This window comes from Aquabacterium commune, assembly GCF_004362855.1.
Taxonomy (GTDB): domain Bacteria; phylum Pseudomonadota; class Gammaproteobacteria; order Burkholderiales; family Burkholderiaceae_C; genus Aquabacterium; species Aquabacterium commune.
Window position 1 is genome coordinate 198,852 of record NZ_SNXW01000005.1, and the last position, 20,042, is coordinate 218,893.

General features: G+C 68.6%; 16 protein-coding genes. 13 read left to right on the forward strand and 3 right to left on the reverse strand.

From position 1 onward, the window contains the following. Window positions 1–81 precede the first annotated feature (81 nt). The 3 genes from EV672_RS10610 (at window position 82) to ahpF (ending at window position 4,559) form a co-directional block, all read left to right on the forward strand. A complete protein-coding gene (locus tag EV672_RS10610) occupies window positions 82–2,007 on the forward strand; it encodes a reprolysin-like metallopeptidase (RefSeq protein ID WP_133609002.1) in 1,926 nt (641 codons plus the stop codon). A 219-nt stretch (window positions 2,008–2,226) separates the two neighbouring features. Further along, window positions 2,227–2,802, forward strand: a complete 576-nt coding sequence (ahpC, locus tag EV672_RS10615) for an alkyl hydroperoxide reductase subunit C (RefSeq protein ID WP_133609004.1) — start codon at window positions 2,227–2,229, stop codon at window positions 2,800–2,802. 185 nt (window positions 2,803–2,987) lie between these two features. After that, window positions 2,988–4,559: an alkyl hydroperoxide reductase subunit F gene (gene ahpF / locus EV672_RS10620; RefSeq protein ID WP_133609006.1), complete on the forward strand. Its 1,572-nt coding sequence runs from the start codon at window positions 2,988–2,990 to the stop codon at window positions 4,557–4,559. A gap of 18 nt (window positions 4,560–4,577) precedes the next feature. Here ahpF and EV672_RS10625 read toward each other — a convergent pair whose 3' ends face one another. After that, window positions 4,578–6,623 (reverse strand): methyl-accepting chemotaxis protein, encoded by a 2,046-nt coding sequence (locus EV672_RS10625; protein ID WP_166643537.1) that lies wholly within the window; start codon window positions 6,621–6,623, stop codon window positions 4,578–4,580. A gap of 197 nt (window positions 6,624–6,820) precedes the next feature. Between EV672_RS10625 and EV672_RS10630 the strand changes: the two genes are divergently transcribed. Beyond that, a complete protein-coding gene (locus EV672_RS10630) occupies window positions 6,821–7,759 on the forward strand; it encodes an MBL fold metallo-hydrolase (RefSeq protein ID WP_133609010.1) in 939 nt (312 codons plus the stop codon). A 12-nt stretch (window positions 7,760–7,771) separates the two neighbouring features. Then, window positions 7,772–9,196, forward strand: a complete 1,425-nt coding sequence (gene trhP, locus EV672_RS10635; RefSeq protein ID WP_243738625.1) for a prephenate-dependent tRNA uridine(34) hydroxylase TrhP — start codon at window positions 7,772–7,774, stop codon at window positions 9,194–9,196. Window positions 9,197–9,223: 27 nt separating this feature from the next. Here the strand turns inward: trhP and EV672_RS10640 are convergent, their stop codons facing one another. Next, the gene (locus EV672_RS10640) at window positions 9,224–9,925 is read right to left on the reverse strand and encodes a Crp/Fnr family transcriptional regulator (protein WP_208110756.1); all 702 of its coding nucleotides are present in this window, start codon (window positions 9,923–9,925) and stop codon (window positions 9,224–9,226) included. A gap of 184 nt (window positions 9,926–10,109) precedes the next feature. Between EV672_RS10640 and EV672_RS10645 the strand changes: the two genes are divergently transcribed. The 7 genes from EV672_RS10645 (at window position 10,110) to EV672_RS10675 (ending at window position 16,462) form a co-directional block, all read left to right on the forward strand. Continuing rightward, window positions 10,110–10,649, forward strand: coding sequence for an Mpo1 family 2-hydroxy fatty acid dioxygenase (locus EV672_RS10645; RefSeq protein WP_133609146.1), 540 nt, complete (start codon window positions 10,110–10,112; stop codon window positions 10,647–10,649). A gap of 125 nt (window positions 10,650–10,774) precedes the next feature. After that, entirely contained in the window at window positions 10,775–11,770 is a 996-nt protein-coding gene (locus tag EV672_RS10650) for a ProQ/FINO family protein (RefSeq protein WP_243738626.1), read from the forward strand. 8 nt (window positions 11,771–11,778) lie between these two features. Continuing rightward, window positions 11,779–12,189: a hypothetical protein gene (locus tag EV672_RS10655; RefSeq protein WP_133609012.1), complete on the forward strand. Its 411-nt coding sequence runs from the start codon at window positions 11,779–11,781 to the stop codon at window positions 12,187–12,189. Between the two features lie 66 nt (window positions 12,190–12,255). Then, on the forward strand, window positions 12,256–13,635 hold the full coding sequence (locus EV672_RS10660; RefSeq protein ID WP_133609014.1) for a class I SAM-dependent methyltransferase: 1,380 nt from the start codon (window positions 12,256–12,258) through the stop codon (window positions 13,633–13,635). Between the two features lie 305 nt (window positions 13,636–13,940). Beyond that, the gene (locus EV672_RS10665) at window positions 13,941–14,744 is read left to right on the forward strand and encodes a hypothetical protein (protein ID WP_133609016.1); all 804 of its coding nucleotides are present in this window, start codon (window positions 13,941–13,943) and stop codon (window positions 14,742–14,744) included. A gap of 23 nt (window positions 14,745–14,767) precedes the next feature. Beyond that, the gene (locus EV672_RS10670) at window positions 14,768–15,262 is read left to right on the forward strand and encodes an SET domain-containing protein (RefSeq protein WP_133609018.1); all 495 of its coding nucleotides are present in this window, start codon (window positions 14,768–14,770) and stop codon (window positions 15,260–15,262) included. Window positions 15,263–15,424: 162 nt separating this feature from the next. After that, entirely contained in the window at window positions 15,425–16,462 is a 1,038-nt protein-coding gene (locus EV672_RS10675; protein ID WP_133609020.1) for a putative solute-binding protein, read from the forward strand. A gap of 126 nt (window positions 16,463–16,588) precedes the next feature. On the opposite strand, the gene EV672_RS10680 is transcribed toward EV672_RS10675, so the two are convergent. Further along, a complete protein-coding gene (locus tag EV672_RS10680) occupies window positions 16,589–16,798 on the reverse strand; it encodes a hypothetical protein (RefSeq protein ID WP_133609022.1) in 210 nt (69 codons plus the stop codon). A gap of 1,074 nt (window positions 16,799–17,872) precedes the next feature. Here EV672_RS10680 and priA point away from each other — a divergent pair. Further along, window positions 17,873–20,038: a replication restart helicase PriA gene (priA, locus tag EV672_RS10685; RefSeq protein ID WP_133609024.1), complete on the forward strand. Its 2,166-nt coding sequence runs from the start codon at window positions 17,873–17,875 to the stop codon at window positions 20,036–20,038. The last annotated feature ends 4 nt before the right edge of the window (window positions 20,039–20,042 follow it).

Below are 20,042 nucleotides of genomic sequence, written 5' to 3' on the forward strand. Positions count from 1 at the left end.
CGGGCGGGGTGTCCGCACGCGCACTTTGCACGCCCTGGATGGCGAGACCGCCATCCCTTGTCCCGCGTCTCAGGAGTGCACATGCGATCTCACCTTGCCTTGCCCACCGTCTTTGCCTCGGCCGTCCTGGCCCTGTCGGTGGGTGCCGCCCACGCCGCCGAGCCGGCGGCCGCGCCGCAAGGGCTGAACATCCTGTCGCCCATGAAGCTGGACGCCCGCGCTTTGCTGGCCATGAAGGCCGGCGAGCAGGTGGCCATCGACTTCCCCGTCATCGGCCGCAAGACGGTGGTGTTCGAGACCACCACCCGCGGCATCGACGGCCTGGCCTACTGGCATGGCCGCCTGGCGGGCAGCACCCGAGACCGCGTCTATCTGAAGCAGACCTCGGCGGGCTTTGTCGGCGCCATCCGCTTTGCCGATCGCCAGGTGGCCTTCCAGCAGCAGGGCAGTGCCTTGCGCGCGGTGGACGCCTCGGCCCTGGCCGCGGTGGCCGGCCAGGCCTACGCCGTGGGCAACAGCCTGGAGAAGGGCGTCCACGAGATCAGCGGCAACTTTGCCGCCATCGCGCAAGCGGGTGAAGGTGCGGAAATCGCCCTGCCGCTGCCCGGTGGCCTGACCGAGGTGGCCGTGGTGACCCGCGCCGCCATCGACGAGCACGGCTTCCAGCAAGTCACTGGCGTCAGCCGCATGGACGGCATCGCCTACCCGACGCAACTGACCATCAGCAAAGACGCCGTCTTCGGCACGGTGCTGACCTCGCAGGGCGAGTACCAGATCGTCACGCGCGGTGGCAAAACACAGATCCTCGACCCCAAAGCCGCTGGCTGGCAAGCCCCGCGGGGCGATGACCACATCGAGGTGAGCGGCCTGCTGGACGGCGAACCCCTGTCGGCCGGCGCCCTGGTCAGGACCCAGGCGGCAGTCACGACCACCACCACGACGACCACGACCACCACGACCACCACCACACCCAGCCTGATCCCGCTGAAGGCCGGCACGGTGGACACCACCATCAACCTGCTCATGACCTACAGCCCCAGCTACGTCAAGATGTGGGGCAACGAGACGGCCGCGCGCACCCGCCTGTCCAACCTGGTGGAAGTGGCCAACAGCGCCTACGGCAACAGCGGCACGGGCATCAAGTTCCGCGTGGTGGGCTGGCGCCAGGTGGCGGTGGCCGATGCCACGCCGCAAACCCATCTGGGCAACCTGCGCCTGGACGCGGGTGCGTTCAAGGGCACGGCCGCTCAGAAGTCGCTCAATGGCGCGGCCATGACCGTGTTCTTCTCGCCCTTCAACGCCGTGACGTCCACCACCGGCACCTGCGGCCTGGCCTACGTGCCTGCGGCCAACGCTGCCGGCCTGGCCACGTTCAAGTCGCAGGCGCCTTACCTGATGTTCGCGGCGCTCAACGACGGCCAGACCAGCAACGGCTGGTACTGCGAGTCCCTGACCCTGGCGCACGAGCTGGGCCACAACCTGGGCAACGCGCACGACAAGGCCAACTCGTCCTTCCCGGGCGTGTTCAGCCACAGCTACGGCAAGGGCGTGTCGGGTGCGTTCGGCACGGTGATGTCCTACATCTCGCCGCGCGTGGCGCTGTTCTCCTCGCCGCAACTCAAGTGCACCAGCGCGGGCGCCGTCTGCGGCACCGCCACGGAGAACGTCGTGGCCTCGGTGCTGCAGACCAAGTCCACCGTGGCCGCCCTGGGCAAAACCACCGCGACCACCGTGGCCAGCGATGGCAGTTTCATGGTCTCGGGCTGGCTGCTCAACACCAACGGCACACCGTTCACAGGCGCTGCCACCTTCAAGGTCAACACCGCGGGCGTGAGCTGCGCGTCTGGCAGCACCGGCCTCTACATGTGCAAGGTGCCTGCGGGCGTGAGCTCGGTGACGCTGTCGGCCGCGGTGGTCGGGCGCGCGGTCAGCCCGACGCTGTCCACTTTCGGCATCAACCGCTTGTCCAACACCCCGGTCAACGCGACGCGCTTCTATGTGAAGTGAGCAAACACTCTCATCAAAGGCCCCGTCTGGCAACAGGTGGGGCTTTTTTCATGGGCGACGGTGAGCTGGTTCGCAGGGTTCGCCCCATAGCCTTGCACAATCAAAAGCATTTGCTCAATCAATTCGCCATATGGCAAGGCATGGCCTAAGATCCGTTCTGCCTTCTCACACAGGGCCATTTTTCCGGCCCTGCCAACCCAACCTTAGAGGATCCCTGTCATGTCCCTGATCAACACCCCCGTTCAGCCGTTCAAGACCGAAGCCTTCGTCAACCGTGGCGGCAAGGGCGAGTTCATCACCGTCTCCGACGAGAGCCTGAAGGGCAAGTGGTCCGTGCTGATCTTCATGCCGGCCGCCTTCACCTTCAACTGCCCGACCGAAATCGAAGACGCCGCCGACAACTACGCCGCCTTCCAGGCTGCTGGCGCCGAGGTCTACATCGTCACCACCGACACCCACTTCTCGCACAAGGTGTGGCACGAGACCTCCCCCGCCGTGGGCAAGGCCAAGTTCCCCCTGGTCGGCGACCCGACCCACAAGCTGACCCGCGCCTTTGACGTGCACATCGAAGAAGAAGGCCTGGCCCTGCGCGGCACCTTCATCGTCAACCCCGACGGCGTCATCAAGACCGCCGAAGTGCACTCCAACGAAATCGCCCGCGACGTGTCGGAAACCCTGCGCAAGCTGAAGGCCGCCCAGTACACCGCCGCCAACCCTGGCCAGGTCTGCCCGGCCAAGTGGAAGGAAGGCGCCAAGACTTTGGCTCCCTCGCTGGACCTGGTCGGCAAGATCTGATCGCGCCCTTGCGATCTTTCCAAGCTTTGACCTGTGTGGAGGCCTGACCTCACCACACCGTTGAAAACCCGCCCCCTGCCCGCTCACAAGGCGGGTGGGTGGATGACCCTGGCCGCCTCACCTCGCCAACGCAAGAGGAGGCCGGTTCCCGAAGTCACTTGAACTCACATTGAAGGATGCCCCCCATGCTCGACGACACCCTCAAGGCCCAACTCGCCGCCTACCTGGAGCGGGTCCAACAACCCTTCGAGATCGTTGCATCCCTGAGTGACTCCGAGAACTCCCGCGAGATGCTTGAGTTGCTGCAGACCATCCAAAGTCTGCGCTCCGACAAAATCACCCTGCGCACCGACGGCCAGGACGCCCGCAAGCCGTCGTTCTCGCTGCAGCGCACCGGCAGCGACACATCGCTTCGCTTCGCCGGCCTGCCGCTGGGCCATGAGTTCACCTCGCTGGTGCTGGCCCTGCTCTGGACCGGCGGCCACCCGCCGAAGGAAACGGCCGAGACGCTGGACAACATCCGCGCCCTGAGCCCTGCAGATGGCGGCGACTTCCATTTCGAAGTCTTCATGTCCCTGAGCTGCCACAACTGCCCCGACGTGGTGCAGGCGCTGTCGCTCATGGCCATCCTGAACCCCAAGGTCAAGACCACCGTCATCGAGGGCGGCGCCTTCCAGGAAGAGGTGGAGCGTCGCGAGATCATGGCCGTGCCCATGGTCTTCCTCAACGGCCAGGTGTTCGCCTCCGGCCGCATGACGGTCGATGAGATCGTGGCCAAGCTCGACACCAACGCCGGTGCCAAGGAAGCGGCCAAGCTCAATGCCAAGGCCCCGTACGACGTGCTCATCGTCGGCGGTGGCCCCGCGGGTGCTGCAGCCGCCGTGTACGCCGCCCGCAAGGGCATCCGCACCGGCATCGCCGCCGAGCGTTTCGGTGGCCAGACCAATGACACGCTGGGCATCGAGAACTACATCTCGGTGCTGGAAACCGACGGCCCGAAGTTCTCGGCCGCGCTCGAAGCCCACGCCAAGGCCTACGACGTGGACATCATGAACCTGCAACGCGCCGACGCCATCGTGCCTGCCGCGCAAGCCGGCGGCCTCGTCGAGGTGAAGATGGCCAATGGCGGTGTGCTCAAGGCCAAAACCGTGATCCTGTCCACCGGCGCGCGCTGGCGCAACGTCAACGTGCCCGGCGAGGCCGAGTACAAGAACAAGGGCGTGGCCTACTGCCCGCACTGCGACGGCCCGCTGTTCAAGGGCAAGCGCACGGCGGTGATCGGCGGTGGCAACTCGGGCGTGGAAGCCGCCATCGACCTGGCCGGTGTGGTGGCCCACGTGACGGTGGTGGAGTTCGCCGAGCAGCTCAAGGCCGACGCGGTGCTGGTCAAGAAGCTGCAAAGCCTGCCCAACGTGACCATCCACACCAACGCGCAGACCACGGAAATCACCGGCGTGGATGGCAAGGTCAATGGCCTGAAGTACAAGGACCGCGCCACCGGCGTGGAGCACCTGGTGCCGCTGGAAGGTGTGTTCGTGCAGATCGGCCTGGTGCCCAACACCGAATTCCTGCGCGGCACGGTCGAGCTGAGCAAGTTCGGCGAAATCATCGTCGATGCCAAGGGCGCGACCAACATCCCCGGGGTGTTCGCGGCGGGCGACTGCACGACCGTGCCTTACAAGCAGATCGTGATTGCTGCGGGCGACGGTGCCAAGGCGGCGCTGAGCGCCTTCGACCACCTCATCCGCCACGGTTGAGGCGGGGTCGGGCCGGGCTCAGGCCAGCTGGAAGGCCGACACCTCGGACGACAGCACCTCGGCCTGGTCCCGCATGGAGGCCGCAGCCGCAGCGTTCTGCTCGACCAGCGCGGCGTTTTGCTGCGTCACCGCGTCCATGGCCTGCACGGCCAGTGTGGTCTGCTGGACCTCGTCGGCCTCCTGGCGCGAGCTGGTGGCCACGTGGGCCAGCATCTCGTTGATGCGCAAGGCCTGCGCGACGATCTCGTCCACCGCGGCACCGGCCTGGCCCACGATGGCGGTGCCCGTGTCGATGCGGCCCACGCTGTCGGACACCAGGCCCTTGATCTCGCGCGCGGCCGTGGAGGCCCGCTGGGCCAGCGCCCGCACCTCGCCGGCCACCACCGCAAAGCCCCGGCCGGCCTCGCCCGCGCGGGCGGCTTCCACCGCGGCGTTGAGCGCCAGCAGGTTGGTCTGGAAGGCGATGCCGTCGATGGCGGCGGTGATGTCGCCGATGCGCCGCGAAGCTTGCTGGATGCCGCCCATGGTGTCCACCATGGTGTGGATGATGTCGCCGCCGCGGCGCGCGGCTTCGGCATTGTTCGTGGCCAGCGCCGAGGCTTCGTTCGCGATGTTCGCGGTGGCCTGCACCGTCTGGGCGATGTGCGCCATGGTCTGGGCCTGCTGCTGCAGGCTGGCGGCCGATTCTTCGGTGCGCGCGGCCAGGTCGGTGGAGCCCGCGGCGATCTCGCTGCTGGCGTGCACGATGTGGTCGGCCGAGGTCCGCATCTGGCCGACGATGCGCTTGAGCGCGGTCTGCAGGCCCGTGATGTTGCTCATCAGGCCAGCGACTTCGTCGGCGCCCCAGGCCCGCGGGTGCGTGGTGAGGTTGCCCTGGCGGATGGCGTCGATGTGGAAGACCACCTCGCGCAGGCCGCCTTCCAGCACCTTCTGGAAGGACAGGAACAGGTAGCTGGTCAGCGTCAGCGCCGCCACCAGCACGACCAGCGTGCCCAGCCGGGCGTTCTGCAGGTGGGCTTCGCGCCGCGCCAGCAGTTCGTCGAGCAGGGGCAGGGCCTGGTCGTAGAAAGCCGCCAGGCTGGCCACGGTTTGCTGACCCTGGCGGTAGTAGTCGGCCGGCTTGGGCGCGCTGGCGTCGAACACGGCAAGCTCACCGACCTTGCGCAGGGTCAGGGCCTGGTCGAGCGCGGCCAGGTCGAGCCGTGGCTTGAGCGAGGGGTTGGCGTCCCAAGCGCGGTGCAGGTAGGCGCGCACATCGTCCACGCCGGACTTCACGCGGGCGTCCCAGACGTACCAGGACTTCTCGTTGTCCGTGCCGATGCCCCCGCGGATGGCCGCGTAGGTGCCCCAGCCCCAGAGCTGCCCGACGTTCTCCATCGTTTGCGGCAGGGTCAGCACCAGCGCGTTGACCAGGTAGTAGCTGTCGATGTCGGGGTCGAGCACGAGGTTCGAGCGGTCGCCGATCAGGTTGAGCAATTCCACCGCGGCCTGCGTGACCGGGCCGAACACGGTGCGGCCCTTGTCGTCCAAGCCCTGTTTGGCGTTCGCCGTGGCGGCCCAGGCGGTTTGCAACTTGGCCAGCGCGGCTTGCAGCTGCAGGGTGTCGTTGTCGGCGCGCAGGGTGGCTGCCATGGCGGCCAAGGCCTGGTCGGTGCCCTGGCGGGCCCGCTGGTAATCGGCTGCGGCGTCGAAGCCGCCGGCCATGGCGCGCGTGGCGTTGCGGATGTCGATGATGCCCTTGAGCACGGGCACGAACTGCCGCATCGCGACCACGCCCTGGCGTTCCAGGGCGGTGAAGCGGATGGTGCGGGCGCTGTCGCTGAAATACTGCCAGGACAGCAGCGCGATCGGCACCAGGAAGACCGCCGTGAGCACGAAGGCCTTGCCCTGAAAGCCCAGGCGCCGGAACAGGCGCACACCGGGCGCCCAGACGCCGTGGTAGCGGAAGAATTCGCGGATGCGCGCGCGGTTGTGAGGCCCTTGCGGGGCGGTGGCAGCGCGGTGGTGCTGAGCGTCGGGTGGACGCACCTCTGGCTTGCCGGCGATGGAAACACTGTGGGTCATGGTGTCCTCGTGGGGGTGAGCACGCACGCGGTGTGCGCCACGACGCCTCGTCGGCGGGACGTCGTGAGCGGATTGTGGAAAACCTGGCGTGGCGTGATCCGGCAAACAGCGGGGCATGCCACGGCCAATTCAACGTGGGGCATGCGCCTGTCATAAGATCACCCGGCGCGTCGCGGTCAGGCGCGCCCAGGACCCGCATGCGCCACCCGTTCTGTCACCCCCTGTTGCCCGATGCCATCCAGGTGCTGGAGCGCGGCTGGCTGTCGTCCAACAACATCGTGTTCGCCGCCGACGAGGTGCCCACGGTGGTGGACACCGGCTACGTCACCCACGCCGACACCACCCTGACGCTGTTGCAGCAGGCGCTGACAGGCCGCCCGCTGGGCCGCATCCTCAACACCCACCTGCACTCCGACCACGCCGGTGGCAACGCCATGCTGACCGCGCATTTCGGTTGCGAGACCTGGATCCCGCCCGGCGATGCCGCCCTGGTGGACACCTGGGACGAGGATCGCCTGAGCTACCGCCGCACCGGCCAGCAATGCCCGCCTTTCCGCCACGACGCGCTGCTGCAGCCGCACAGCGTGGTCAGCCTGGGCGGCGAGGACTGGACGGTGCTGCCCGCCATGGGCCACGACCACGCCATGGTGATGCTGTGGTGCGAGCGACTGGGGCTGTTGATCTCGGCGGACGCGCTGTGGCAAAAGGGCTTTGGCGTCATCTTCCCCGAGCTGGAGGGCATCCCCGGGTTCGCCGAGCAGGCCGCCACGCTGGACCTCATCGGCCAGTTGCAGCCAAGCGTGGTCATTCCCGGCCATGGTGCGCCGTTTGGCGAGCACGATGGTGCGGTGAGTGCGGCGCTGGCCGCGGCCCGCTCGCGCATCCAGTGGCTCAGCGAGGAGCCCCGCCGCAACGCCGACAACGCGCTCAAGGTGCTGCTGGCTTTCAAGCTGCTGGAAGCGCAGCGCATGACGCTCGATGAGTTGGCCGCGCTGGTGCAGGCCAGCTTCGACGGCAACCCGGCCATGCGCGACCTCTACCCCGCCGACCCGCAGGGCATCGCCGCCTTCATGGCCGATGAGCTGGTGCGTGTGCGTGCAGCCACCCGTGACGGTGAGGCCGTCGTGGCGCCCTGACCTGAGACCCGGATGCACGAAACCGCCGCAGCGGCGACAATGCCGGCCATGAAGGCCCCTGAACTGCTGCTGCCCGCCGGCTCGCTCGACAAAATGCGCGCCGCCTTTGACTTCGGCGCCGATGCCGTCTATGCCGGCCAGCCGCGCTACTCCCTGCGCGCGCGCAACAACGAGTTCAAGCTGGAGCAACTGGCGCAAGGCATCACCGAGGCCCGCCAGCGCGGCAAGAAGCTGTTCGTGACCAGCAACCTGATCGCGCACAACGACAAGGTCCGCACCTACCTGCGCGACATCGAGCCCATCATCGAGATGAACCCCGACGGCATCATCATGGCCGACCCGGGTTTGATCATGATGGTGCGCGAGAAGTGGCCGCACGTGCCCATCCACCTCTCGGTGCAGGCCAACACGACCAACTTCGCCACGGTGAAGTTCTGGCAGAAGATGGGCGTGCAGCGCATCATCTTGTCGCGCGAATTGAGCCTCGATGAGATCGAGCGCATCCGCCAGGAATGCCCCGACATGGCGCTGGAGGTGTTCGTGCACGGCGCGCTGTGCATCGCCTACTCGGGCCGCTGCCTGCTGTCGGGCTACTTCAACCGCCGCGACCCCAACCAGGGCACCTGCACCAACGCCTGCCGCTGGAACTACAAGACGCAATCGGCCACCGAGCAGTCTGACTCGGGCGAAGCCATCCCGGTCAAACTGGAAGGCGTCTTCAACTTCGAGGAAGAGCAGGCCAATGCGCAGGCCGCGTCTTTCTCCCCGAGTGCTTGTGGTGACGGCCAGCGCCACCCCGCGGCCGACAAGGTCTATCTGATCGAAGAAGCCGGCCGGCCGGGCGAGCTCATGCCCATCATGGAAGACGACCACGGCACCTACATCATGAATTCGAAGGACCTGCGTGCCGTCGAGCACGTCGAGCGTCTGGCGAAGATCGGCGTCGATTCACTGAAAGTGGAAGGCCGCACCAAGTCGCTGTACTACGTGGCGCGCGTGGCCCAGGTCTATCGCAACGCCATCGACGACGCCATGGCCGGGCGGCCCTTCAACCGCGAACTGCTCATCCAGCTCGAAGGCCTGGCCAGCCGGGGCTACACGGCGGGTTTCCTGGAGCGCCGCCCCGCGCAGGACCACCAGAACTACATCACCGGCCACTCCGAGTTCCACCGCAGCCAGTTCTGCGGCGAGGTCAAGGGCGTGCAGGACGGCTGGGCCGAAGTGATCGTGAAGAACCGCTTCGACGTGGGCGACACCGTCGAGGTGATCCACCCGCTGGGCAACCAGATGCTCAAGCTCGACACCATGCGCAACCTCGACGGCGAGCCCATTTTGGCCGCACCGGGCAGCCCGCTGCACGTGCGCATCCCGCTGGACGCGCGCTTCGAAGGCGCCCTGCTGGCGCGGATGCTGCCGGGGGCGTTGGCCGCCGCCTGAGCCTGAGCCTGGGCCTGGGCCGACGCGTCAGCCCTCGCCCTCGCGGCCCAGCGCCGCCCAGTCGAGGATGTCGATGCGGCCGTACTGGCAGCGCAGCAGGCCGCGCGCTTCGAAGTCCTTGAGCACGAGGTTGACCGTCTGCCGCGTCAGCGCCAGCATGGCGCCGAGCTGCTCCTGGTTGAGTTGCAGGGCATCGCGGGTCTGGCCTTCGGCGAGCTGGCCGTGGGCTGTGGCCAATGACAGCAGGCGCCGCGCCACCCGCGCCGGGGCGGCCAGCAAGGCGAGCTCTTCCACGCCCATGAACAGGGCGCGCAGCTTCTCCATGGCGAGCTGGCCAAAGGCTTGCCAGCGGCGCGGGTCTTCGGCCAGCAGGGCGTGCAGCTCGGCCAATGGCAGCCACAGCAGGGTGCTGGCCTCGCGGGCGTCGGCGTTGTGCGTGCGCAGGCCACCGTCGATCAGGGCGATTTCACCGAACCACTGCGGCGCTTCGGCCACGGCCACCAGGGCCTCCTTGCCGCCGGGGCCGACCGCGCCCACGCTGATGGCGCCCGACAGCACCGCGTACAGGCCGCTGTTGGCATCGCCCCGCGCGAACAGGCGCTCGCCGCGGGCCAGTTGCACGCGGTGCCCGGGCTGCACCAGGCGGTGTTGGAAACCTTCGGGCAGGCCGGAAAACCAGCGGCCCTGGCGCAACAGGGCCAGGGTGGGGGCGTCGTGGGTGGGTGTCACAGGCGCGCAGGTTACGCGCGACAACGGTGGCGGCGCTAGGTGACATCCCTGAGGCGCAGGCACATGGACTGTCGGGCAGATGGCAGACACGCGCCGGCGCTGGCCTCACGATGTGGCCATTGCCTTGTTCTCGATGTCCCTGCCGCCATCCTGCCACCGCCCCGCCGCCACCTTGAAGCCCGCCATGAAGACCCTGACCGACCACCTCGCCGGCTACGCCGCCTACCACCGCCATGTGCGCAACGTGGCCACGCACTTCGTGGGCATCCCCGTCATCGTGGTCTCGGTGATGGCCTTGCTGGGCCGCGCGGCGCTGGACGTGGGCGGCGTGTCGGTGTCGCTGGCCACGCTGACCTGGTTGGCCTCCACGCTGTTTTTCCTGCGCCTGGACCTGCGCTACGGCCTGAGCATGGCCGTGCTGACCGGTTTGTCGCTGTGGGCCGGGCACGCCCTGGCCGCCCTGCCCATGGCGGCCTGGTTGAGCGCCAGCCTGGGCCTGTTCTTCGGCGGCTGGGTGCTGCAGTTCATCGGCCACATCTACGAGGGCCGCAAGCCGGCGTTCGTTGACGACCTCACCGGCCTGGTCATCGGGCCGCTGTTCGTGGTGGCCGAAGCCGGTTTCCTGCTGGGCTGGCGCCGCGAGGTGCAGGCCGCCATCGAGGCCCGCGTGGGGCCTGTGGGCGCCTTGTCGGCCCGCGAGCGTGGGGTGGTGCTGGGGCGCTGAAGCCCGCCTTGGCGCGCGGCACGGCGCCGCCGCAGGCTGTTTGCCGACGAGATGTGGGGTGGGCACTGTGAAATCGGCTCGCCAGGGGCGACAATCCCCGCTTTGCGATTCACTGCGACCGACCCATGTCCTCGACGAACCCGGCCCCCTCTGCCGAGACCGCTGATCCCACCCACGCCGTGACGGCCGCGCCTGCCGCGCTGTCCACGGAGGTGGTGCCCGCTGCCGCTGCCGAGCCTCTGGCCACGCAGCCCGATGCGGCGGCTCAGCCCGAGCCGGCTGCGTCAGCCGATGGCGGCGACCCTGCCGAGGCCATGGCCGAGCGCCGTGCTGAAGACGGCGCCGAGGAAGGCTCTGCGGGAGGCGCCACCCAGCCTGCTGCCGCAGACGCCCCGGCCGCCGCGCCGCGCGCCGAGGTGTCCACCGCGGCCACCGGCGCCCGCCTGGCCGAGCTCTTCCCGGCCCTGTTCGGCGGTGCGCCCAAGCCCCTGAAGCTGCGCATCCAGGTGGACATCCAGGAGCGCGCCCCCGGCGAGTTCAGCAAGCAGGCCCTGTCGGCCTTCTTCCGCCGCCTCACCGGCGCCACGTCCTACCTCGTGGCCGTGTCGCGCGGCAAGCAGCGCTTTGACCTCGACGGTCAGCCGGCCGGCGAGCTCAGCGAAGAGCACCGCCAGCTGGCCGCCGACGAGCTCGCCCGCCGCCGCGCCAACCAGCAGGCCCGCCGCGCCCAGGAAGACGCCCAGCGCGAACAGGAAGAAGCCGGCCGCCGCCAGCGCTTCGGCCTGCTGCGCGACTTCGAGACCACCAAGCTGACCGCGGCCAATTTCTGCGCGCTCAAAGGCATCGCGCCCGAGCAGCTCGACGGCCTGCTGGAGCAGGCTCGCAAGGAAGCCCAGGAAGATGCGGCCCGTCCGCAGCGACCTCACCATCGCCCCGAGCACGGCCATGGCCGCCCGGGCCAAGGCCCTGGTCGCCGCGAAGGCGGCCGCAACGAGGGCCGCAACGACGGCCCCCGCGCGCACGCCGGTGGCCGCCGAGACGACCGTGGCCGTCCGCAAGGGCCTCGCGGCCCGCGCGGTGGTGGTGGCGGGCGAGAGGGTGGCGGCGCCCCGCGCGGCTGAGCCCCGCCATGAGCCTGACCCACAACACCTACCTCTGGGAGCACTGGAAGTTCAACGCCGAGCAGCGGCTCAAGGCATTCAACTTCTACGTGGCGCTGTCCATCTTTGCCAACGGCATGGTGTTCGCAGCCCTGGAAAAAGCCACGCACCCGGCCGTGCTGGTGTTGCTGGGCGGCTTCGTCAGCCTGCTGGCCCTGGTGTTCGCCGTGGTGGACGCGCGCAGCCGCCACCTGCTGCACCTCACCAAGCAAGGCCTCAAGCAGCTGGAAGCGGGCTTGCCCGAGCACGCCCGCCTCTTCCTGCTGGACGACCAGCGCCGCTGGCGCTGGGTGCGCTACACGGCGGCCTTCAACCTGCTGTTCGTGATGCAGCTGCTCTTCGGCCTGGGCGTGACGGCCTATGGCATCAGCCGCTGGTGAGGCCGCCGATGCCCCCTGCGCATGTCTCCGGCAGGCACAATGGCCGCCCCTTTCGAACGCACCACCATGCCCGATCCCCTGCCCGCCCGCCAGCCAGCCTCTGAGCTCGCCCGCTCGCCCGATGCCGACACCGCCCAGGCCAACGCCGCACCGCTGGCCCGTTTCGGCGCCCTGCTGCGCGAGGCGGCGGACGCGGGCCGCCTGGTGCAGCTCATGCTGGTGGCTTACCAAGGCGGCGTGGCCGACATCGAGGCCCTGGGCCAGCAGCTGCAGCGCGTCATCGCGCGGCCCGTGACGCTGCGCGGCCAGCCCCACCTGAGCCTGGTGCTGCGCTTCCCCACCAAAGACATCACCAAGAACCTGACGCTGGACGAGGCCTGGCACCACCTGGGCCTGTGGCTGCGCGATGGCGCTTTCCGCAACGCCCATCTCTTCACGCCGACCGAGGAAGTGCAGCTGGCCTTCAGCAAGAAGGGCAAGGCCACGGTGCGCGTGGGCAAGCTGTCGAACGCCAAACCGACGGCACAGACAGGGGCGCAGACCGTGTCACAACCGGTGGCTCATGGTGCAGCCCCCGCCGAGGCCTCCGCGCCCCCTGCGGTCTCGGGCGCCCACAACCGCGACAAGCACCGCCTGCTCGAACTCTCCCGCCCCTTCCTGCGCGAGCTCGGTGTCACCGACGCGCGCGGCCAGCTGGTGCCGGCCATGTCGCGCAAGTGGAAGCAGATCAACAAGTTCGTCGAAGTCTTCGCCGCGGCCCTGGCGCGCTCGCCGCTGGCCCAGCCGCCGCGCGACCAGCAGCCCATCCACGTGGTGGATTTCGGCTCTGGCAAGGGCTACCTGACCTTCGCCATCCACGACTGGTTGCGCCACACCCTGCAGCGCGAAGCCGTGGTCACGGGTGTGGAACTGCGCGAGGACCTCGTCCAGCTCTGCCGCGGCGTCATCGGCAAGCTGCACCTCGACGGCATGGCCTATGAGCAGGGCGACGTGCGTGACCACCACCCGGCCCAGCTCAACGTGATGATCGCGCTGCACGCCTGCGACATCGCCACCGACCACGCCATCCACCTCGGCATCCGCGCCGGCGCCGACATCATCCTGTGCTCGCCGTGCTGCCACAAGGAAGTGCGCCCGCAGCTGCTCAACCCGCACCCGCTGCGGCCCATCCTGCAGCACGGCATCCACCAGGCGCAAGAGGCCGAGATGCTCACCGACGGCCTGCGTGCCTTGCTGCTGGACGCCGCCGGCTACGACACCCAGGTCTTCGAGTTCATCTCGCTGGAGCACACCAACAAGAACAAGATGATCCTGGCCGTCAAGCGCGCAGAGGCCGGTTCCGCCGACGCGGTGGTCGCCCAGATCCGCGACATCAAGGCTTTTTACGGCATCCAGGCGCAGTGCCTGGAGCAACTGCTCCGCGCCGACGGGCTGCTGCCGGCCTGACTCAGGGTTTTCGCTGGGTGGGAGATGTCCGCCATCGCCAGGGGTGGGTGGCGTCTCGCTGTGCCAAGCGTGCCAATCGATGGCACCTAGGGGGTGAATGTGGCGCGGATGAGTCGTGCCAGGCCCTGGCCGCTGTGTAAAGTGCGGGCAACGATTCGGGCGGCGCCTTGCCGTGCACGCCCGGCCCCCAGGGACGCCTGACAGCACAGGCCAGCCATGCACACGACGACGCAGCCAGGCCAGGCGGGCTCGACGCCCTTCGCGCCACCCCCCCCACGGACCGCCGCCGCGGTCGCGGCCCAGCCATGACGCCGAGCGCCGGGGTGCCCCCCGACTACCGTGGCGTCTGGACCCGAGCCGGCCATGCCGCCGACGCTGACGCGGCCGACCCAGCACAGGGTGCCCCCTGGGCGCGCTGGCTCCAGACCAGCCGATGGCACGCCCACCTGCGCGTGCCCCCTGACGCCCTGCAGCAGCGCGAAGCCCGCGCGCTCGACGGCCTCAGCCCCGCCCAGCTCGCCGCGCTGACCCACCAGCAGGCCCACGTGGGCTGTGCCCAGGTGCAGGCCCACCCCGAAGGCGAGCTGTGCACCTGGTTGCGCCAGGCCGACTACCAACCGCCGGGCCTGGCGCCTGACGCCGCCTGGGTCGTTTTCCTCGCGCCCGACCGCCTCATGCGCATCGGCGTTCATGCCGACGACACCGAGCTCTGGCAACGCCTGCCCGACTCGGTGGGCCGTTTCCGCTGCCTGGCCGGCCTCGACGCCCAGGGGCAGGACGACGGCCGCCGCGTGCTGGTGGCGGGCGCCTACGCCATGCGTGCGCGGCTGCGGGCCACCGCTTGGCCACGTGGCATGCGCCCGGGCCTCACCCTGGCCGAGGCCATGATGCACCGGCCCGACCAGGCCCTGCACTGGCTGGACCAGGAGCTCAGCTTCGGCCGTTGCGAGCAGGGCCGCTGGACGGTGGAGCGCTCGACCCTGCCGGCGCGCGAAGGCCAGACCCACCACTGCCAGATGCGGCAAGATGCCGACGACCCCGCGCTGGCCTGGGTCGAGCTCGACGGCCGCGCCGAACGCTGGCGCGTGCTGGAGTGGTCTGACGCCTGAGGATTGCGGTTAGGCTCGCCGCCATGCCCACGCTGAAACCCCTGACGCCACCGCCAGCCGACGACACCGTCCCGGCCCCACCGGCCAGGCGCCTGCCCGCCGACCCGCAGAAATTCCAGGTCCGCGTCGGCCCCAGCGCCATCGACGGCCAGGGCGCCTTCGCTGCCGAGGCCATCCCTGCGCGCCGCAAGATCGGTGAAATCCGCGGCGAGTTCATCGACCTGACCGAAGCCCGCGCCCGCGCCCGTGCCGCCGAGCGCAGCACCGGCCGCATCTTCATGGTCGCCATTTCGGAGCGCCGCGCCGTGGACGCCACCCAGTCCACCGACCCGCTGCGTTTCGCCAACCACGCCTGCGCGCCCAACATGGTGCTCAAGGTGCAGCAAGGCCGCGTCGCTTTTTACGCGCTGCGCGACATCGCCGAGGGCGAGGAGCTCACCGCGCGCTACGGCCCGACCCACCACGCAGGTCGCCTGCGCTGCCTGTGCGGTGCACCGCGCTGCGTGGGCTGGATATGACGCCATTTGTTCCACCTGGGTGAGGGTGGCGACCCCGGGCTTACCCGCAGCGCAGTGCGACCGCCGAGCGATCGCCCCCTATGCTGTGCCGCTTGGATGCGCGTGCCTGACCTTTGCGTCAAGGGCCCACGCACCGCGGTACAACGACAGGAGACACATCCCATGCACTCGACCTGGAAAGCGGCCGCTCTGGCCGCGATGGTGGCCGCCAGCCCGATGGCCCTGGCCAAGCAGAAGATCTGCGTGTTCGACATCCTCGGCACCAGCGGCGACGGCTACAACACCGCCAAAGACTACGCCCTGGAGATGCAAAAGCACGGCGCCGACATCGAGCTCAAGGTTTACATCGACGAACGCGTGGCGGTGGAAGACTTCCGCACCGGCCAGTGCGACGCCGTCATGGCCACCGCCCTGCGCACCCGCGCCTTCAACGCCCTGACCGCCGCCATCGACTCGGTGGGCGCCTCCACCGTGGTGCGCAAGGGCAAGCTCGACATGGCCGCGAGCATCGAGGTCGTGCGCAAGACGGTGCAGACCTTCGCCTCGCCGAAGGCCGCGCCGCTGATGGTGCAAGGTGCCTACGAAGTGGGTGGCATCGCGCCGCTGGGCGCGGCTTACGCCTTCGTCAACGACCGCAGCATCAGCAACCTGGAAGCCGCCAGCGGCAAGCGCGTGGCCGCTTTCGACCACGACAAGGCCCAGGCCCAGCTCATCCAGCGTGTGGGCGCGCGCCCCGTGTCCGCCGACGTCATGAACTTCGGCACCATGTTCAACAACGGCAACGTCGATGTGGTCATGGCCCCGTCCATTGCCTACAAGCCGCTGGAGCTGCACAAGGGCATGGGCAGCAAGGGTGCGGTGCACCGCTTCCCCCTGACCATCCTGACCTACCAGATGATCTTCAAGCGGGACAAGTTCCCCGAAGGCTACGGCCAGAAGTCGCGCGAAGCCTGGTTGAGCCGCTTCGACCAGATCGTCGAGCTGACCCGCCGCGCCGATGCGACCATCCCGGCCAAGTTCTGGATGGACCCGTCCGAGGCCGACGCCGAGCGCTACGTCAACCTCATGCGCGACGGCCGCATCGACATGGCCGACAAGGGCTTCTACGACAAGAAGGGGCTGAAGATCATCAAGCGCATCCGTTGCGACGTGAACCCTTCGTCGCCCGACTGCACCCAGCCCACCGAAATGTGGCCGTGATGGCCTGAGGCGCTCCTGGGCGCCTCCCAACGCACACGCCCAAGAAAAAGCCTCCCTGCGGCAAGTTGCCGGGGAGGCTTTTTGACGGGTGCGTGCTGCAGTTGCCTGCAGCGGACACAGGTCAGATCACAGCGCGGACAGCTCGGCGTTGACCTTCTGCAGCAGATCGTCGGTGATCAGGCCGCCGGAGAACTTGGCGACCATCGACAGGGCGAAGCCCTTGCCCATGGCGATTTGCGGGTGGGTCGAGATGCCGGGCAGGTGCTTTTCCAGGATGGCCTTGGTGGTTTCGTTGTCCAGCAGGTCGCCGAGTTTGGATTCGATCGAGAAGCTCATGGTTTGTCTCGCTAGGGTCTGGGTGGATTTGTGACGCGCGTTGTTCAGGCCAGCAGGTGAGCCTGCTTGTGTGTCTGGGCACCACGCGCGCTCTAGCATAACCCGAGCGTCAGCCTTTGCGTGTGGCCGTCGCGGCCTGCCGTGCGCGGACACCCCCGCTCAAGGGACGGCATGTGGCTCATTTTGTCGTCAGATGACGCGGGGTCCTCACCACGTCAGGTTTTGCGCAGGTGGATCGGGCCGAAACATGCGCCAGCCTGGGGCAGTTATCCCCAAAAAGAAGCGTGCGGTGGATTGCAGTTTTGTGCCCTTGTCAACCCCCTGTGAGCGCCAGAGGCTCTGATGTAAGTCATTGATTTGATTGGCAAATATGAAAATGCGACGCCGCTTGATCTTTCAGGGGAAATCCCGGGGCCTGCTTGGCGCTCTCAGAAGTCCCCGAGGTTCCCCACAAAGTTATCCACAGATGGGTCCAAAGGGATCAGGCTTTGTGAATCAAGGGCTTAGAGGGGGCAGTTCCAGTGCTGCGTTTGGTAACGACGCCAAGTCGGGCCTGAAAGCGGGGGTGGTGCTGCGCCAGATTCCGGGCCGATCCGGCGCACAATTGCGGCGCGCACTGCGGTGTTTTGGCCACGCGGAGGGCCCTGGCGCATGTCTGGCACACGAGTGGGGGACATTTCGCGAATGACTGCGATCCGTGAACTGGTTCACGGACGCTGACAAACCGTGTAGGGCGCTGAGCAACTAGGGAAAACCCTTGATTTTGATGACTCGCGTCGCACTTATCCCCACCGAGGGGCGATCCACCGCACTGCCCTGGGGCGCGCGGGCGAGGGCGGTGTGATGCACGCAAACCACCGCTAAGTCATTGATTCACATAGAGCCGATCGCGCTGCCTCTTTCTGAGGCAATCTGACCCAAACGACGACGTGACAAGCATTTAGCGAGCGTTTACAAAGCTTTCCCACAAAGTTATCCACAGACCCCGTGGATAAGGGTGACCCCTCAGAAAATCAAGCACTTGGCCCATCCTCTTCACGCTTTTGTCAGAATTCTTCCGACATTCCGCCCCGCATGACGCCCGCCGATCTCCGCCTTGACGAAGCCGCCGTGCGCCTGGGTGTTGTGGTGGAAGCGCCGCAGCACAGCGGCCTGCTGGGGGTGCTCGACTACCTCAGCGCCACCCCCTTGCCGCCGGGCACGCTGGTGCGGGTGCCCCTGGGGCGCCGGGTGGTGACGGGCGTGGTCTGGGCGGTGCTGCCGCCGTCGGGCGAGGTGCCGGTGCGGGCCACCGAGGACCTCAAGGCCGTCATCGAGGTGCTGGACGGCCTGCCCGCCCTGCCGTCCGCGTGGCGCCAGCTGGTTGCTTTTGCCGCGGCCTACTACCAACGCGGGCTGGGCGAGATGGCGCTGATGGTGTTGCCGCCCGAGCTGCGCCAGCTGGACGCGGTGCAGCTGCAGCGCCGCCTCAAGCGCCTGGACAAGGCCTTGGCGACGGCCCCTGTGGCGGCCCCTGTGGCGACCGTTGCCGCGACAGCTGCAGGTGACAGCACCGGCGCCCCCTTGCCTGAACTCAGCGCGCAGCAGGCCCTGGCGCTGAGTGCGCTGGCGGCGGGCGGCGCCCGGCCCTTCCTGCTGTGGGGCAGCACCGGCAGCGGCAAGACCGAGGTTTATCTGCGCCGTGCCCAGGAGGCGCTCGATGCCGGCCAGCAGGTGCTGATGATGGTGCCGGAGATCAACCTGACGCCGCAGTTGGAGGCCCGCGTGGCCGAGCGCTTCGCCGGCCGGCGCATCGTCTCGCTGCACAGCGGCCTGACGCCGGCCCAGCGCCTGCGCAACTGGGTGATGGCGCTGCAGGGCCACGCCGACCTGGTGCTGGGCACGCGCCTGTCGGTGTTCACGCCGCTGCCGCGCCTGGGCCTGATCGTCGTCGACGAGGAGCACGACCCCAGCTACAAGCAGCAGGATGGCGCGCGCTACTCCGCCCGCGACCTGGCGGTCTATCGCGCTCACCTGGAGAAGGTGCCGGTGATGTTGGGCTCGGCCACGCCCAGCCTGGAGAGCTGGCACAACGCCCTGCCCGTGGCCGAGGGCGGCAGTGGCCGTTACCTGCGCCTGGACATGCCCGAGCGCATCGGCGGTGGCGACATGCCGCGCGTGCGCCTGCTGGACCAGAACCACGTGCTCAAGGCCACCATGGGGCAGGAGCCGCCGCCCCTGTCGCGCCCCTTGCTGGACGCCATCGCCCAGCGCGTCGAGCGGGGCGAGCAAAGCCTGGTGCTGCTCAACCGCCGCGGCTACGCGCCTGTGCTGCATTGCAGCGACTGCGGCTGGAAGAGCGGCTGCCCGCACTGCAGCGCCTGGCGCGTCTTCCACAAGGCCGACCGCACCCTGCGCTGCCACCATTGCGGCTTCTCGGAGCGCGTGCCGCGTGCTTGCCCGGACTGCGGTAACCAGGACATCCAGCCCGTGGGCCGCGGCACCGAGCGCCTGGAAGAGCAGCTCGCCGCGGCCCTGCCCGGCGCCCGCGTGGGCCGCATCGACGCCGACGTCACCAAGCTCAAGGGCGCGCTGGAAGCGCAGCTGGCCAGCGTGCACGCCGGCGAGGTGGACGTGCTGGTGGGCACGCAGATGGTGGCCAAGGGGCACGACTTCCGCCGCATCACCCTGGTGGCGGCGGTGAACCCGGACGCCGCGCTCTTCGCCAGCGATTTCCGCGCGGCCGAGCGCCAGTTCGCGCTCTTGCTGCAGGCCGCGGGACGCGCCGGGCGCGACGCCGACGTGGCCGGCCACAGCGAGATGTGGGTCCAGACCTGGCACGCCACCCACCCGCTTTACCAGGCGCTGCAGCGCTACGACTTCGCTTCTTTTGCGACGCGGCAGTTGCAGGAGCGCCAGATGGCCGGCCTGCCGCCTTACGCCAGCCTGGCCATGCTGCGCGCCGAGGGCAAAACGCAAGAAGCCGCGCAGGGCTTCCTGGAGGCCGCGGCGTCCGCGGTGCAGGACCTGGTGGCGCAAACGCCCGAGGCCGCCGGCCTGATGCTCTACCCGGCCGTGCCCACGCCGGTGCAGCGCGTGGCCAACGTCGAGCGGGCGCAGCTCATGATCGAGTGCGGCCAGCGCGCCGTGCTGCAGCGGTTTCTGAGCGAAGCGCAGGCGGTGTGGCTGGCCCAGGCACAACAACACCGCCGCAGCGGTTTGATCCGCTGGGCGGTGGACGTGGACCCGCTGGCGATCTGACGGC